Consider the following 13,939-nt stretch of genomic DNA (forward strand, 5'->3'; position numbering starts at 1 on the left):
GGGCGCGGGGATAACAGTTTTTTCGCCGCCCCTAGGGGCGCTTCCTGACAACCCCCTTGACCGGCGCGGCAGTTACTCCGGGTCCGGCCAGGGTCCGGCACCCTCCTGTCCGACGATCCGGGGGCGGCCGTTCGGCAGAAAGCTGATCACGACCACATACGTCGACCTCTGGAGCAGACGCATGCGCGCCCGCCGCCGTACGACCGTCCTCGCCGCCTGCCTCACCCTCGCCCTGGGCGCCGCCCCGCTGGCGGCCCCCGCCTTCGCCGCGTCCGGGCCGGCCTCCTCCCCCGCCTCCGCGTCCGGCACGACGGCCGGCCGTCCGGACGCGGGCGCCCTGACCGCGGCGCTCGAGAACCTCCCCGACCCGAACGCGACGTTCGCCCTCGTCCGGGTCGGCGGAACGGACGGCACCTGGCGGGGCGCCGCGGGTGTGCACGATCTGGAGAGCGGCCGTGCGGCGGACGCGGGCGCCCGGTTCCGGGCCGGTTCGGCGACGAAGGTGGTGACGGCGGCCCTGGTGCTGCAACTCGCCGCGGATCACCGGCTCGACCTGAACGCGCCCCTCCAGCGCTACCTCCCCGGGCTGCTGACCCGCGACTTCGAGCCGGTCACGGTACGGCAGCTGCGGAACCACACCAGCGGCATCCAGCCGGGCGACGGACTCGGGAGCACCTTCGAGGAGGTGTACGCCCACCGCTTCGACACGCTGTCACCCCGGCAGGTGGTCGCCTCGGCGGTGGCCAAGGGCCCCGAGTTCCGGCCGGGCCGCGAGCAGCACTACCTGAACATCAACTACACGATCCTGGGGCTGCTGGTCGAGAAGGTCACCGGACACTCGTACGCCGCCGAGGCCACCCGGCGCGTGCTGCGCCCCGCCGGGATGCGGGACACGTACTTCCCCGGCACCGAGCCGTCGATCGCCGGCCCGCACAACCGCGGCTACCAGGCGGTGAAGGCGGCCGACGGCACGACGTCGTTCCTTGACGTGACGGACTGGAACCAGGCGGACCGGTTCGCGGCCGGCGACATGATCTCCACGACCGCCGACCTGGAGCGCCTGGTGAACCGTCTGTTCCGCGGCGACCTGGTCCCCCGGCCGCAGCTGAGGGAGATGTTCACGGTCCCCTCGCGCATCAAGGGCGCCACGATGAGCGCGGGCCTGGAGCGCTTCGAGTTCGAGGGCCGCGTGTACTGGCTCAAGACGGGGGGCCGCTACGGCTACGGCTCGCTGATCGCCGCGACCCGCGACCTGTCCCGCACCCTGGTCGTCTCGGTCGGCGCCACGGACGCGAAGGGCGAGGCCATGAACCCGGTGACCGAGCGGATAGCCCGGGCGGCCCTCAAGTAGCGAGCACCGGGCGGGCGTTCACGGTCAGTTGCTCCAGGCGCTTGATCTTCTTCCGTACGACGTACAGCGGGATCACCCCGAAGACCCCGAACGCCATGTCGATGACGCTCCACCAGAAGGGGATGCCCCGGATCGGCCCGCAGATCAGCGCGAGCGGGACGATCCCGGCGCAGGCGATCATCCCGAACTCGACGACCCAGATGTTGCGGACCGGGTCGCGGTAGGGGCCGTAGAAGGCGACCGCGATGACGAGGTGCGCGAAGGCGAGCCAGTCGGTGCCGTAGAGCACGAAGGGGTACTCGGCGTCGACGACGTCGAGTCCCTGCCGGACCCGTTCGATCCACTCCATGAGGGCGGGCAGGTGTTGCGGCACGGACAGCGCCCTCAGCAGGTCCTCGGTCCAGCGTAGTTCGTGGACCAGCGGGAAGGCCGTGGCGCCGCTGAGCACCAGGCAGACGATGAAGAGGACCAACCACGCGCGGATGCCCTTGAGCAGGGCGGCTCTGTCGCTCATGGCAGCAGCGTACGCCCCGTGTTGAACATGTTCAAAAAGTGCTCTACCGGCTGCCCCGCGCGGTCTCCGCCCCGCCGGGCACCGTGGACGCGGACGGCGACGGCACGAGGGAGTGCGTGGTCGGGACCGCCGTCGGCTCGTGGGTGGGAGCGGTGGAAGCGGCAGTCGAGTCGGGGCTCGTCGTGGCGGGAGCGGGGCCCCGCGTCCCCTCGCTCGGGCCGGGGCCGACCGGTGCGGGGGGCGCCGACGGAGTGGGCGGCGGCGAAGGGCTGCCGCTCCCGGTCGGCGGGGCCATCGGGACGGCCGGGGGCGCGGGTGACTCGTGCACCGTCAGCCGCAGCGGCAGCGCCACGAGGGCGGCGACGGCGCACGCCGCGCCCACCCCGGCCGCGGCGCGCGCCAGTCGGCGGCGGGCCGCGCGACGGCGGATCGCCTCGTACCGGCCGGCGGGTGGGCCGAGGTAGTCGGAGGCGGGCCGCAGGATGACGGCCAGCGGGTCGTCGGGCTCGAACTCCGGACCCTCGTCAGAGTGTGTGATCAAGGCTTCTCCCCAGATGGGCGCGGAGCAGTTCACGGGCCGCGTGGAGATCGGCCTTGACGGTCCCTTCCTTTCGTCCGGTCAGCGCGGACACCTCCCGGATCGGCATGTCAGCGTAGTAGTGCAGGAGGATCGGGACGCGCAGTCGCTCCGGCAGCGACTGCACGAGCAACCGCACCGAGGGGTCGGCCTGTTCGTTTCGCGGACGTACGGCGGCTTCGGTGGTGGCGCGGTGCACGGCCCGGCGTTCCCGCTCGAGCCGACGCCAGTGGTCCCGGACCAGGTTGGCCGCGGTGACGTAGAGGAAACCCCGGGGCTCGGTGACGGACGTCCAGCGGCCCCAGAGCCGCGTGAAGGCCTCGGAGGCGATCTCGTGGGCCGTCTCGTCGTCGTCGACCAGCCGACGGCACCAGCCGGCGAGGCGCGGGTAGAGGGCGGCGAACAGCTCGGACGCTGCCTTCTCGCGGGACCGTTTCAACGTTCTGTGTGCTCTCCATGGTCGTGACGGTGTGCGGGGCGGGTGCGGGACGGGGCCCCATGGGGGGGTACGGGTCAGGGACTCGCCGCGCTCGACCCGCCCGTTCCGTCCGTCCCGCCTGTTCCGTCCGTCCCGCCTGTTCCGTCCGTCCCGCTCATCGTGGCGAAGACGATCACGTTGTCCGGGTAGCCGTCACCGGTCAGGCGGCCACCGCACGTGATGAGCCGCAACTCCGGCCGGTTCACGTCCCCGTAGACCTCGTCCGCCGGGAAGTCCGCCTTGGCGACCGTCCGTACGGAGTCCACGGTGAACACCGCTGTCCGGCCGTTCTCCAGGCGCGCCTCGATCCGGTCGCCTCGGCGCAGCCGCGCGAGCCGGCGGAAGACGCCGTCGCCGTGGGTGCCGACCGTGACGTGTCCGAGGATCACCGACGGGCCGACCTGGCCCGGTGTCGGTGAGTGCCGGTACCAGCCCGCCCGGTCGTGCGCGGTCAGCGGAGGCACCTCGACGCTGCCGTCCGCCGCCAGCCCCAGCCGCATCACCGGCGTGTCGACCCCGATGGCCGGGACGAGCAACCGGACGGGAGCCGAACGCCCCGGAGCCTGCCCCGCGTTGGGGGAGGACCGGGCGGAGGGCGACCCGTCGGGCGCGGACGACGTGCCGCCCGCGGCCGGGCCGGCCGACGGTCCGCCGCAGCCCACGAGCAGCGAGGCCGTCGTCGCGGTGACGAAGGCGCGCCTGGAGAGCGAGGTCATGCCCCGGTCGCCCGCCGACGCCTTACGACGAAGTAGGCGGCGCCCCCCACGGCGCACGCCGCCGCGGCACCCCCGCCGACCAGCGCGCCCGAGCCGCCGGAGCCCGCCGACTCCTCGGCGACACCGGTGTCCGGCGCTCCGCTCGGCACCACGGACACCTGGCCCGGGGAGGGCGCCAGCGTCGGCTCCGCACTCGGCGCGCGGGTCGGCTCGGCGCTCGGCGCGCGGGTCGGCTCGGCGCTCGGCGGAAGGCTGGCGGACGGCTCCGACGTCGGCTCTGCGGAGGCGGAGGGGTGACGGGTGGGGGCCGGGCTCGCGTTCCCCCCGTCGGCGAACGCGGGCACCGCGCCCGCCAGTACGGCGGTGCACGCAAGTGCCAGGGCGCTCAGGGCAGTTCGGCGCATGAATCGCTCTCTCTCGTCGGTCCGCCCGGCCGGTGGTCCGGGGGGGCGGGTTTCGGATCGACGGGAGAGACGAGGCAGCGGTGGGGCAGGTTGTAAAGAGATGGCAAAGTCATCCGGCCGCCGCGGACGCCCGGCGCGCGGCCCGGCCTCGCGGACAGTCCCCGGAACCTGCCTACAGCCCGACGATCGCGTTCCACCGCTTCGCGAACCCCACCCGTTCCTCCGGGCCGATGTCCCGCGCGACGGCGAGGCGCTCGCGCATCCTCGCGTCCGGGAAGATCAGGGGGTTTTCCGCGAGGGAGGCCGTCTCCTCGTCCTTGGCCGAGGCGAGGACGTCCCGGGCCGCCGGCACCGGGCAGACGTAGTTGACCCAGGCGGCGAGCTCCGCGGCGACCTCGGGGTCGTAGTAGTAGTCGACGAGGCGCCCGGCGTTGGCCCGGTGCAGGGCACGGTTGGGGATCATCAGGGAGTCCGACCAGAGCTCCGCGCCCTCCTCGGGGACGACGAAGCGGATGTCGGGATTGTCCGCCTGGAGCTGGATCACGTCACCGGAGTACGCCTGGCAGGCCAGGACGTCGCCGCTGACGAGGTCCTTGGTGTAGTCGTTGCCGGTGAAGCGGCGGATCCGGCCCATCGCCACGTGCTTCTCCACCTGGTCGCAGACCCTGTCGAAGTCGTCGGCGGTCCACCGCGTGATGTCGACGCCGTTGCCCTGCATGAGCAGCGCGAAGGACTCGTCGAGGCCGGACAGCAGGGTCACGCGGCCCTTCAGGTCGCTCGCCCACAGGTCGCTGACCCGGCGTATCTCCCGGCCGAGCCTGCGGCGGTCGTACGCGATGCCGGTGATCCCGGACTGCCACGGCACGGTGAATCTGCGGCCGGGATCGAAGGCGGGCGAACGCAGCAACGGGTCCAGGTACTTGGTGACGTTCGGCCGGCGCGCGCGGTCCATCTCCTGGACCCAGCCCAGGCGCACGAACCGCGCGCACATCCAGTCACTGACGACGACCAGGTCGCGGCCGGTCTGCTGACGGTTCATCAGCGCGGGACTGATCTTGCCGAAGAACTCGTCGTTGTCGTTGATCTCCTCGGTGTACTCGACGGAGATCCCCGTCCGCTTCTCGAAGGCCACCAGCGTCGGCCGCCCGGTCGTCCCGTCGTCGGCCGTGTCGATGTACAGAGGCCAGTTGGCCCAGGTCAGCCGCTTGTCGACGGCGGAACGGTCGGGGACGGCCCGGTCTTCGGGCGACACGTACGCGGCCGGTACGCCGCAGCCGGCGAGACCGCCGAGCACGGCGGTGCCACCGAGTGCGCGCAGCAGGGAGCGTCGGGCGAGCGGGGGCGTCTTCGGTGGGAGGGCCATCAGGGCAGCATGCCGCCGCTGCCGGTGGCCGGACAATCGACGCCGCGTCGAGCGCGGACGCCTACGGCCGACACGTTGTCGATCAACGGCCCTTCAACGGACGAAGTCACAGGGGCCGGCGGACGAAGCCGGCGGCGCTGACGGCGCCTTCGCCGCGCGACAGCGGCCCCGGACGGTGACTCGTACCGTCCGGGGCCGCGAGGTGTCGCAGCGCGTCACGCGTCCAGGGACGTCATCACGTGCTTGACCCGCGTGTAGTCGTCGAAGCCGTAGCTCGAGAGGTCCTTGCCGTAGCCGGACTTCTTGAAGCCGCCGTGCGGCATCTCGGCGACCAGCGGGATGTGGGTGTTGATCCACACACAGCCGAAGTCGAGCTTCTTGGACATCCGCATCGCACGGCCGTGGTCCTTGGTCCACACGGAGGAGGCGAGGGCGTACTCGACGCCGTTGGCCCACTCCACGGCCTGGTCCTCGTCGGAGAAGGACTGGACGGTGATGACCGGCCCGAAGACCTCCTTCTGGATGATCTCGTCGTCCTGCTTGAGGCCGGAGACGACGGTCGGCGCGAAGAAGTAGCCCTTCTCACCGACCTGGTGACCACCGGTCTCGACCTTGGCGTGCGCGGGCAGCCGCTCGATGAAGCCGGAGACCTGCTTGAGCTGGTTGGGGTTGTTGAGCGGGCCGAACAGCACGTCCTCGTCGTCCGGCTGCCCGGTCTTGGTCTCGGCGGCGGCCTTCGCGAGGGCGGCGACGAACTCGTCGTGGATCGCCTCCTGGACGAGCACGCGGGTGGCGGCCGTACAGTCCTGCCCCGCGTTGAAGAAGCCCGCGACGGAGATGTCCTCGACCGCCTTGGGGATGTCGGTGTCGTCGAAGACGACGACCGGCGCCTTGCCGCCCAGCTCCAGGTGGACCCGCTTGAGGTCCTTGGACGCGGACTCGGCGACCGACATGCCCGCGCGCACCGAACCCGTGATGGAGGCCATCGCCGGGGTCGGGTGCTCGACCATCAGACGGCCGGTGTCACGGTCGCCGGTGATGACGTTGAAGACGCCCTTGGGCAGGATCGAGCCGATGATGTCGGCGATCAGGACCGTCGACGCCGGGGTCGTGTCCGACGGCTTCAGCACGACCGTGTTGCCCGCCGCGAGCGCCGGGGCGAACTTCCACACGGCCATCATCATCGGGTAGTTCCAGGGCGCGACCTGCGCGCAGACGCCGACCGGCTCGCGGCGGACGATCGAGGTCAGCCCCTCCATGTACTCGCCGGCCGAGCGGCCCTCCAGCATCCGGGCCGCACCCGCGAAGAAGCGGATCTGGTCGACCATCGGCGGGATCTCCTCGGAGCGGGTCAGCCCGATCGGCTTGCCCGTGTTCTCCACCTCGGCCGCGATCAGTTCCTCGGCCCGCTCCTCGAACGCGTCCGCGATCTTCAGGAGGGCCTTCTGACGCTCGGCGGGGGTCGTGTCGCGCCAGGCCGGGAAGGCAGCGGCGGCCGCGGCCATCGCGGCGTCCACGTCCGCCTGTCCGGACAGCGGCGCGGTCGCGTACGCCTCGCCCGTCACGGGGTTGACCACCTCGGTGGTCCGTCCGTCGGCGGCGTCGCGGAACCCACCGTCGATGTAGTTGCGCAGACGACGCAGCTCGGTGCTCACTGCCGGCCTCCTGTCAGTTTCTGACTGTTGGGGTGTCCATGTACTGAGACACCCACCCTAATCCGCCCGCCCGCGTTTTCAACACCCCTGATCGCGCCAACGCTGCGAAATCCGCAGGTCTCCGTCTCGTAAACAACGAATTTCATCGCTGCGACCTTGCGGAACTGTCGAGACGTCGTGCACAGTGAGCTGGTGGCCAGTCGAAGCGCAGACCCCAGGGACTCACGGGAGATCCGCGAGTCCAGGAACGGCAGCAGCCCGCACCTGGATGCCGTCTCCCTCGGCATCATCGAACAGCTCCAGGAGGACGGCCGCCGGCCGTACGCCGCCATCGGCAAGGCCGTCGGCCTCTCCGAGGCGGCCGTGCGCCAGCGCGTCCAGAAGCTGCTCGACCAGGGCGTGATGCAGATCGTCGCCGTCACGGACCCGCTCACCGTGGGCTTCCGCCGACAGGCGATGGTCGGCATTCACGTGGAAGGTGACGTGGAGTCCGTCGCCGACGCCCTGACCTCCATGTCCGAATGCGAGTACGTGGTGATGACCGCAGGCTCCTTCGACCTGATGGTGGAGATCGTCTGCGAGGACGACGACCACCTCCTGGAAGTCATCAACAAACGCATCCGGCTCATCCCCGGAGTGCGCTCCACCGAGAGCTTCGTCTACCTCAAGCTCAAGAAGCAGACCTACATGTGGGGAACCCGATAGCCGTGAGCACCAAGGACCTCAGCCAGACCGCGTACGACCACCTGTGGATGCACTTCACCCGCATGTCCTCGTACGAGAACTCCCCCGTGCCGACGATCGTCCGGGGTGAGGGCACCTACATCTACGACGACAAGGGCAGGCGCTACCTCGACGGTCTCGCGGGTCTGTTCGTGGTCCAGGCCGGACACGGCCGCACGGAACTCGCCGAGACCGCCTTCAAGCAGGCGCAGGAACTGGCGTTCTTCCCGGTGTGGTCCTACGCCCACCCGAAGGCCGTAGAGCTGGCGGAGCGCCTCGCGCACCACGCGCCCGGCGACCTGAACAAGGTCTTCTTCACCACCGGCGGCGGCGAGGCCGTCGAGACCGCCTGGAAGCTCGCCAAGCAGTACTTCAAGCTGACCGGCAAGCCCACCAAGTACAAGGTCATCTCCCGCGCGGTCGCCTACCACGGCACCCCGCAGGGCGCCCTGTCCATCACGGGCCTGCCGGCCCTGAAGGCCCCCTTCGAGCCGCTGGTCCCGGGCGCCCACAAGGTCCCGAACACCAACATCTACCGCGCCCCGATCCACGGTGACGACCCCGAGGCCTACGGCCGCTGGGCCGCCGACCAGATCGAGCAGCAGATCCTCTTCGAGGGCCCGGACACCGTCGCCGCGGTCTTCCTGGAGCCGGTCCAGAACGCGGGCGGCTGCTTCCCGCCCCCGCCCGGCTACTTCCAGCGGGTCCGCGAGATCTGCGACCAGTACGACGTGCTGCTGGTCTCCGACGAGGTCATCTGCGCCTTCGGCCGCCTGGGCACGATGTTCGCCTGCGACAAGTTCGACTACGTCCCGGACATGATCACCTGCGCCAAGGGCATGACCTCGGGCTACTCCCCCATCGGCGCGTGCGTCATCTCCGACCGCCTGGCCGAGCCGTTCTACAAGGGCGACAACACCTTCCTGCACGGCTACACCTTCGGCGGCCACCCCGTGTCGGCCGCGGTCGGCCTCGCCAACCTCGACCTGTTCGAGCGCGAGAACCTCAACCAGCACGTACTCGACAACGAGGGCGCGTTCCGCTCCACCCTGGAGAAGCTGCACGACCTGCCGATCGTCGGCGACGTCCGCGGCAACGGCTTCTTCTACGGCATCGAGCTGGTGAAGGACAAGAACACCAAGGAGTCCTTCAACGACGAGGAGACCGAGCGCGTCCTGTACGGCTTCCTCTCCAAGGCCCTCTTCGACAACGGCCTGTACTGCCGTGCCGACGACCGCGGCGACCCGGTCGTCCAGCTCGCCCCGCCGCTGATCTCCGACCAGGGGACCTTCGACGAGATCGAGCAGATCCTGCGTGCGACGCTCACGGAGGCGTGGACCAAGCTGTAGCCTCCGGCGGTCCCCGGCCGGGGTGCACCCTATCGAGTGAGAAGGGTGCACCCCGGCCGCGTGCTGTCCGGCGTCCTCGCCCCCGGTCCTTAGCGTGCCTGGTAACCGATCGGCTCTGCTTTCGTTCCCCCGCACGGGGGATGGCAAGGCACAACGGATCAGAACGAGGTGTACGCGCATGGAGGCCCCGCCCGACAACGACGTGCTCTGGGCACGCGCCCTGCACTTCACGCACCGCGACGGCTCCCCCGGGCTGACCGGCGTCTCGCTCGGCGTGCGCGAGGGCGAGATCCTCGCCGTCAGCGGCCCGCGCGGCAGCGGCAAGTCCACCCTGCTGCGGTGTCTGTCCGGCCTGGTCCCCGCGCAGCGCGGCGAGGTCTGGTTCAACAGCGTGCCCGTGCACACCATGGGCCCGATGACCCGCGAGCGCCTGCGCCGCGACCGCTTCGGCTGGATCGACCCGGCCCCGGCCCTCGTCCCCGAGCTGAACGTCTGGGAGAACGCGGCCCTGCCCCTGATGCTGCGCGGCGCCAGTCGCCGCCGTGCCAGGACGGCCGCCCTGGAGTGGCTGGAGCGCCTCGACATCGGCGACGGCACCCGCAAGCGCCCGCACGAACTGCGCCAGGCCGAACGCCAGCGTGTCTGCATCGCCCGGGCCCTGGCCCCCTCCCCCACCGTCCTGTTCGCCGACGAGCCCACGGCCCCGCTGCACCGCGCCGACCGCGCCCAGGTCCTGCGCACCCTCACCACGGCGGCCCGCTCGCACGGCATCACGGTCGTCCTGGCCACCCACGACGCGGAGACCGCGGCCCTCGCCGACCGCACGGTGTCGCTGCTGGACGGGCGGCGCGTGAAGACCGTGCACCTGCCCCCGCTCGGTGAGACGGAAGGCCGGGCCACGTGCTCGCTCTCCGTCTGACCCGCGGCGCCCACCCGGCCGTCCAGCTCCGCCGTCTCCTGGTGGCCGCCGCCTCGGCCGGTACGGGCTTCCTCCTCCTGTGCACCCTCGGCCACGCCATGAGCCACCCGGACGCCCCGGGCGCCTCGGCGCTCCGCCTGGCCTGGTGTGCCACGCCCCTGGCCGCCACGGTCCACTTCGCGGTCGCGGTGGCCCGCACCGACCCGGCCACCAAGCCCCGCCCGGGCCTCTCGGCGATCGGGCTGGGCCCGGCCCGGCTGATGGCGGTCTCGGCCACCACGACGGCCCTGTCCAGCACGCTCGGCTCGATGCTCGCGCTGCTGTTCTTCCTCCACCTGCGAGGCGACCTGACCGGGATGCCGTTCGACGGAGCGGCGGCGGAGTTCCTGGCGGCCGACGCGCCCCTGCCGCTGCCCGCGGCCCTGACGCTGCTGGCGCTCACCCCGGCGATCGCGTCGGCGGCGGTCGGGCTGGCCCTGCGGCCCCGGGACGACCGGCCCGCGTCGGCCCGTACCGGTATCCGCTCCTTCGGCCGCTTCGGCGCGTACGGCAAGGCCGCGGAGCGGGAGACGTTCGGGGCGTACGGCAGGTTCGGCGCGCGTCTGCGGGGCCAGGACGAGGCCACCGACCGCAAAGCCGGCTCCCCGGCAGCGGAACCGGCAGCGCCCGCCCCGGTACCGGCACCGGCCGGCGCCGACCGGGACGCCCTGGACCCCGACACCCTCCCCGCACCCCCGCGCGAGGCCCCCGGAGGCCTTCCCTGGGGTATCGCCGTACTCGCCGCGGGACTCGCCGTGGAGGCCTACGCCAGCCGCTCCGGCTCCGCCGACACGGCGCCCCTCCCCGGCGGCCTCGGCGGAGCCCCCTCCGTCCTGCTCGGCTGGATCCTCACCGCCACCGGTCTCGCCCTCGCCGGCCCCGGCCTCACCCACCTGTGCGGCCGTCTCCTGCAGACCGCCCGCCCCGGTGCCCTGCGGCTGCTCGCCGGCCGCGTCCTGATGACGGAGGCCGCCCGCATCGGCCGCCCCCTCGGCATCGTCTGCGCGGTCGCGTCGGGCGCGTACGCGATGGCCGCGCTGTACGACGCCGACGACCCCTCCTTCGGCCCGCTGACCGCCCTCGGCCTGCTCCTGGTGACCGGCTGCACGGTGGCGACGCTGTGCACGGCCGCCGTCGAGGCCCGGCAGGACCGCGCGGACACCACTGCCGCGCTGCTGCGGCTCGGCGCCCCCGCCACGGTGCTGCGCAGTGCCGCCGCCCTGCGCGCCGGGGCGCTGCTGGCCCTGTTCGGCCCGCTGACGCTGGTCGTCGCCGAGCTGGCGGCGCTTCCGCTGGCCGCCTGAGTTTTTCGTACGAGAAATTCTCCCGGGCGGCGATGAGTTCCGCGCGAGGCGCCGGTCTACCCCCACGAACATCACGACCCGATGGGAGAGACCCGGCATGTACCAGCAGATGATCTTCGTGAACCTGGCCGTGAACGACCTCGACGCCTCGAAGAAGTTCTTCACCGAGCTCGGCTACACGATCAACGCGCAGTTCAGCGACGAGAACACCGCCTCGGTCGTGATCAGTGACGCCATCGTCGCGATGGTGCACACCAAGGAGCGTTACGCCGAGTTCACGAAGAAGGAGATCGTGGACTCGAAGAAGACCAGCGAAGTGCTGATCGCCCTAAGCGCCGAGAGCCGCGAGAAGGTCGACGAGCTCGTCGAGAAGGCCTTCGCGGCGGGCGGCTCCCCGGCGGGCGAGACCCAGGACCACGGTTTCATGTACGGCCGTTCCTTCGACGACCCGGACGGCCACACCTGGGAGGTCGTGTGGATGGACCCGTCGGCCGTCGAGGGCTGAACGGCTGTGCCTAGCATGGGCGGGTGCAGACGATGCCCGCCCATGCGGCCCACCACGACGACCGTGAGATCGAGAGCCTCGAGGAGTTCGACGCGACCGTCTCGGCCCGCGCGACTCTCGCCGGATTCCGGATCCAGGCCGTCGACCTGACGGACCGCACACGGGAGTTGCTCGGCACGGACACGGCGGGCGCCGTGTTCCTCGGCTGCCCCATGCGAGGCGACGCGGCCGCCAAGGTCCGCGCCGACGGGGCGATGGTCCTCCCGCCCGTCCCTGACCTGCCCTTCGACCCCTACCGCGGTGTCCTCTACGCACCGGACGAGTTGTTCGCCGGGCTCGCCGAGGGCTACGAGGGCACACCCGACGCCCTCGCCTACGCCTGGTTCCAGCGGACCAGGGCCGACGGCGACATCTTCGCCTCCATGCTGCGCTCGGTCCACGACGACGCCGTCTCGGACGCGCTCGACGAACTCCTGTCCGGCGCCCGGGTGGTGGGCGTGATGGGCGGCCACGCGATGGCACGCGGCTCGGAGGCGTACGCCGGTGCCGCGCGGCTCGGCAGGGAGCTGGCCCGCGCCGGCCTCACGGTCGCCACCGGCGGCGGCCCGGGCGCGATGGAGGCCGCGAACCTCGGCGCCTACGCCGCCCCGTACGACGACGAGATGCTGACCGAGTCGCTCGGACTCCTCGCAAAGGCACCGAAGTTCACGCCCTCGATCACCGAGTGGGCGACGGCCGCCTTCGAGGTGCGGGCCCGCTGGCCCAAGGGCGGCACCTCCGTCGGCGTCCCCACCTGGTTCTACGGCCACGAGCCGCCGAACGCCTTCGCCTCGCACATCGCCAAGTACTTCGCCAACGCCACCCGCGAGGACGGCCTGTTGGCCCGCTCCACCGCGGGCGTGGTCTTCCTGCCGGGCGCCGCCGGCACCGTGCAGGAGATCTTCGACAACGCGACGCCGAACTACTACGAGTCGCGCGGCGAACCCACGCCGATGGTCCTCGTGGACCGCGCGCACTGGACGGAGCGGCTGCCCACGTGGCCGTTGCTCCAGGCGCTCGCGCGGGAGCGTCGGATGGAGGCCCGAATCGCCCTGGTTGACCGGATCGAGGAGGCTCCGGCCGCCTTGAAACGTCTCGCTGGTTAATAAGACGGCAAAGCCGACCGCTGTAACCTGCATATGCGTTGACACTTCTTATGCAGCGCTTATAGACCTGTGAGACTCCTGGGGATGTTGGTGTCCCATCAACATCCCGCCAACCCCCCGCAGTTGCGCAACTCGTAAAGGACAAACGTGTCCATTAACCGCCGTCTTGCCGCACGCTCCGTGCGCATCCTCGGTGTCGCCACCGCCTCTGCCGCGCTCGCGCTCAGCGCTTCCGGCACCGCGCTCGCCTGCAACATCAACGAGTTCTCCGCCGAAGCCAAGTGCGACGGCTCCAAGGGCGTCATCACCGTCACCGACGTGGACCCCGCCGGCGTCAAGGCCATAGTCACCGTGTTCCTCGAGAACAACGGCGCCGACGTCAAGAAGGTCGGCGAACAGGAGGTCAGGGGTTCCCGCGAAGGCACCACCATCACCTTCGAAGAGGACTGGAAGCCGAACGCCGAGTACCGGATCCACGTCAAGGCCACCCCGTACGTGGACGAGGACATCAAGCCCAACCTGACCACGCCGTCCACGGCCTGCAAGACCGAGGACACCCCCACGCCCACGCCCACCCCGACGCCGTCGGACTCCGCGACCCCGCCGGCCGAGGAGACGGACACCCCGACCCCGACTCCGACGCCCTCGGACGACTCCAGCACCGCCCCGGCGGACACCACGGGCGGGAGCGCTCCGTCGCCCGCGGCCGGTGAGTCCAACCTCGCCGAGACCGGTGCGAACTCCAACACCGGTGTCATCGCCGGTATCGCGGTCGCCCTGGTCGCGATCGGTGGCGGCGCCGTGTTCTTCGGCCTGCGCCGCCGTGGGGCGAGCAGCAGCCGCTGACGCCTGACGCACGCCGCCGTGGCCCGTCCCCGCAACCTGGGGGCGGGCCAC

General features: G+C 71.4%; 15 protein-coding genes. 8 read left to right on the top strand and 7 right to left on the bottom strand.

Annotated features, from left to right (window positions below):
- Positions 1 to 181: 181 nt before the first annotated feature.
- A complete protein-coding gene (locus AQJ84_RS29435) occupies positions 182 to 1,351 on the top strand; it encodes a serine hydrolase domain-containing protein (RefSeq protein WP_053191511.1) in 1,170 nt (389 codons plus the stop codon).
- On the opposite strand, the gene AQJ84_RS29440 is transcribed toward AQJ84_RS29435, so the two are convergent.
- From AQJ84_RS29440 to AQJ84_RS29465, 7 genes are all read right to left on the bottom strand, one after another.
- Positions 1,344 to 1,865, bottom strand: coding sequence for a hypothetical protein (locus AQJ84_RS29440; protein WP_030041046.1), 522 nt, complete (start codon positions 1,863 to 1,865; stop codon positions 1,344 to 1,346). The two genes, AQJ84_RS29435 and AQJ84_RS29440, sit on opposite strands and share 8 nt — an antisense overlap.
- Positions 1,866 to 1,908: 43 nt before the next feature.
- Entirely contained in the window at positions 1,909 to 2,406 is a 498-nt protein-coding gene (locus AQJ84_RS29445; protein ID WP_053191513.1) for a hypothetical protein, read from the bottom strand.
- Complete coding sequence (locus tag AQJ84_RS29450; RefSeq protein ID WP_030041043.1) at positions 2,390 to 2,881, bottom strand: RNA polymerase sigma factor; 492 nt, start codon at positions 2,879 to 2,881, stop codon at positions 2,390 to 2,392. Before AQJ84_RS29450 ends, AQJ84_RS29445 begins: the two co-directional genes overlap by 17 nt.
- A gap of 74 nt (positions 2,882 to 2,955) precedes the next feature.
- Positions 2,956 to 3,636, bottom strand: coding sequence for a class F sortase (locus AQJ84_RS29455; protein ID WP_051869992.1), 681 nt, complete (start codon positions 3,634 to 3,636; stop codon positions 2,956 to 2,958).
- Positions 3,633 to 4,040, bottom strand: a complete 408-nt coding sequence (locus AQJ84_RS41475) for a Tat pathway signal sequence domain protein (RefSeq protein ID WP_078631962.1) — start codon at positions 4,038 to 4,040, stop codon at positions 3,633 to 3,635. The genes AQJ84_RS29455 and AQJ84_RS41475 overlap by 4 nt, the downstream gene beginning before the upstream one ends.
- A gap of 172 nt (positions 4,041 to 4,212) precedes the next feature.
- Entirely contained in the window at positions 4,213 to 5,403 is a 1,191-nt protein-coding gene (locus AQJ84_RS29460; protein ID WP_030041041.1) for a polyamine ABC transporter substrate-binding protein, read from the bottom strand.
- 215 nt (positions 5,404 to 5,618) lie between these two features.
- Entirely contained in the window at positions 5,619 to 7,058 is a 1,440-nt protein-coding gene (locus AQJ84_RS29465) for a gamma-aminobutyraldehyde dehydrogenase (RefSeq protein WP_030041040.1), read from the bottom strand.
- Positions 7,059 to 7,235: 177 nt separating this feature from the next.
- Here AQJ84_RS29465 and AQJ84_RS29470 point away from each other — a divergent pair, with 177 nt between their 5' ends.
- The 7 genes from AQJ84_RS29470 (at position 7,236) to AQJ84_RS29500 (ending at position 13,888) form a co-directional block, all read left to right on the top strand.
- On the top strand, positions 7,236 to 7,763 hold the full coding sequence (locus AQJ84_RS29470; RefSeq protein ID WP_030041039.1) for an Lrp/AsnC family transcriptional regulator: 528 nt from the start codon (positions 7,236 to 7,238) through the stop codon (positions 7,761 to 7,763).
- Positions 7,764 to 7,765: 2 nt separating this feature from the next.
- Positions 7,766 to 9,130: an aspartate aminotransferase family protein gene (locus AQJ84_RS29475; RefSeq protein WP_030041038.1), complete on the top strand. Its 1,365-nt coding sequence runs from the start codon at positions 7,766 to 7,768 to the stop codon at positions 9,128 to 9,130.
- A 178-nt stretch (positions 9,131 to 9,308) separates the two neighbouring features.
- On the top strand, positions 9,309 to 10,049 hold the full coding sequence (locus tag AQJ84_RS29480; protein WP_030041037.1) for an ABC transporter ATP-binding protein: 741 nt from the start codon (positions 9,309 to 9,311) through the stop codon (positions 10,047 to 10,049).
- Positions 10,031 to 11,392 carry a hypothetical protein gene (locus AQJ84_RS29485; RefSeq protein WP_030041036.1) on the top strand — a complete coding sequence of 454 codons (1,362 nt, stop codon included), beginning with the start codon at positions 10,031 to 10,033 and terminating at the stop codon, positions 11,390 to 11,392. The genes AQJ84_RS29480 and AQJ84_RS29485 overlap by 19 nt, the downstream gene beginning before the upstream one ends.
- A gap of 97 nt (positions 11,393 to 11,489) precedes the next feature.
- Positions 11,490 to 11,897 carry a VOC family protein gene (locus AQJ84_RS29490; RefSeq protein WP_030041035.1) on the top strand — a complete coding sequence of 136 codons (408 nt, stop codon included), beginning with the start codon at positions 11,490 to 11,492 and terminating at the stop codon, positions 11,895 to 11,897.
- 23 nt (positions 11,898 to 11,920) lie between these two features.
- The gene (locus AQJ84_RS29495) at positions 11,921 to 13,042 is read left to right on the top strand and encodes an LOG family protein (protein WP_030041034.1); all 1,122 of its coding nucleotides are present in this window, start codon (positions 11,921 to 11,923) and stop codon (positions 13,040 to 13,042) included.
- Positions 13,043 to 13,189: 147 nt separating this feature from the next.
- Positions 13,190 to 13,888 carry an LAETG motif-containing sortase-dependent surface protein gene (locus AQJ84_RS29500; protein WP_030041033.1) on the top strand — a complete coding sequence of 233 codons (699 nt, stop codon included), beginning with the start codon at positions 13,190 to 13,192 and terminating at the stop codon, positions 13,886 to 13,888.
- The last annotated feature ends 51 nt before the right edge of the window (positions 13,889 to 13,939 follow it).

It is taken from the genome of Streptomyces resistomycificus, assembly GCF_001514265.1.
GTDB classification, from domain to species: domain Bacteria; phylum Actinomycetota; class Actinomycetes; order Streptomycetales; family Streptomycetaceae; genus Streptomyces; species Streptomyces resistomycificus.

Bases quoted from the DNA above. Each gene is read 5' to 3' on its own strand.
- AQJ84_RS29480 (WP_030041037.1), top strand. From the start codon at position 9,309: ATGGAGGCCCCGCCCGACAACGACGTGCTCTGGGCACGCGCCCTGCAC.
- AQJ84_RS29455 (WP_051869992.1), bottom strand. From the start codon at position 3,636: ATGACCTCGCTCTCCAGGCGCGCCTTCGTCACCGCGACGACGGCCTCG.
- AQJ84_RS41475 (WP_078631962.1), bottom strand. From the start codon at position 4,040: ATGCGCCGAACTGCCCTGAGCGCCCTGGCACTTGCGTGCACCGCCGTA.
- AQJ84_RS29460 (WP_030041041.1), bottom strand. From the start codon at position 5,403: ATGGCCCTCCCACCGAAGACGCCCCCGCTCGCCCGACGCTCCCTGCTG.
- AQJ84_RS29490 (WP_030041035.1), top strand. From the start codon at position 11,490: ATGTACCAGCAGATGATCTTCGTGAACCTGGCCGTGAACGACCTCGAC.
- AQJ84_RS29435 (WP_053191511.1), top strand. From the start codon at position 182: ATGCGCGCCCGCCGCCGTACGACCGTCCTCGCCGCCTGCCTCACCCTC.
- AQJ84_RS29440 (WP_030041046.1), bottom strand. From the start codon at position 1,865: ATGAGCGACAGAGCCGCCCTGCTCAAGGGCATCCGCGCGTGGTTGGTC.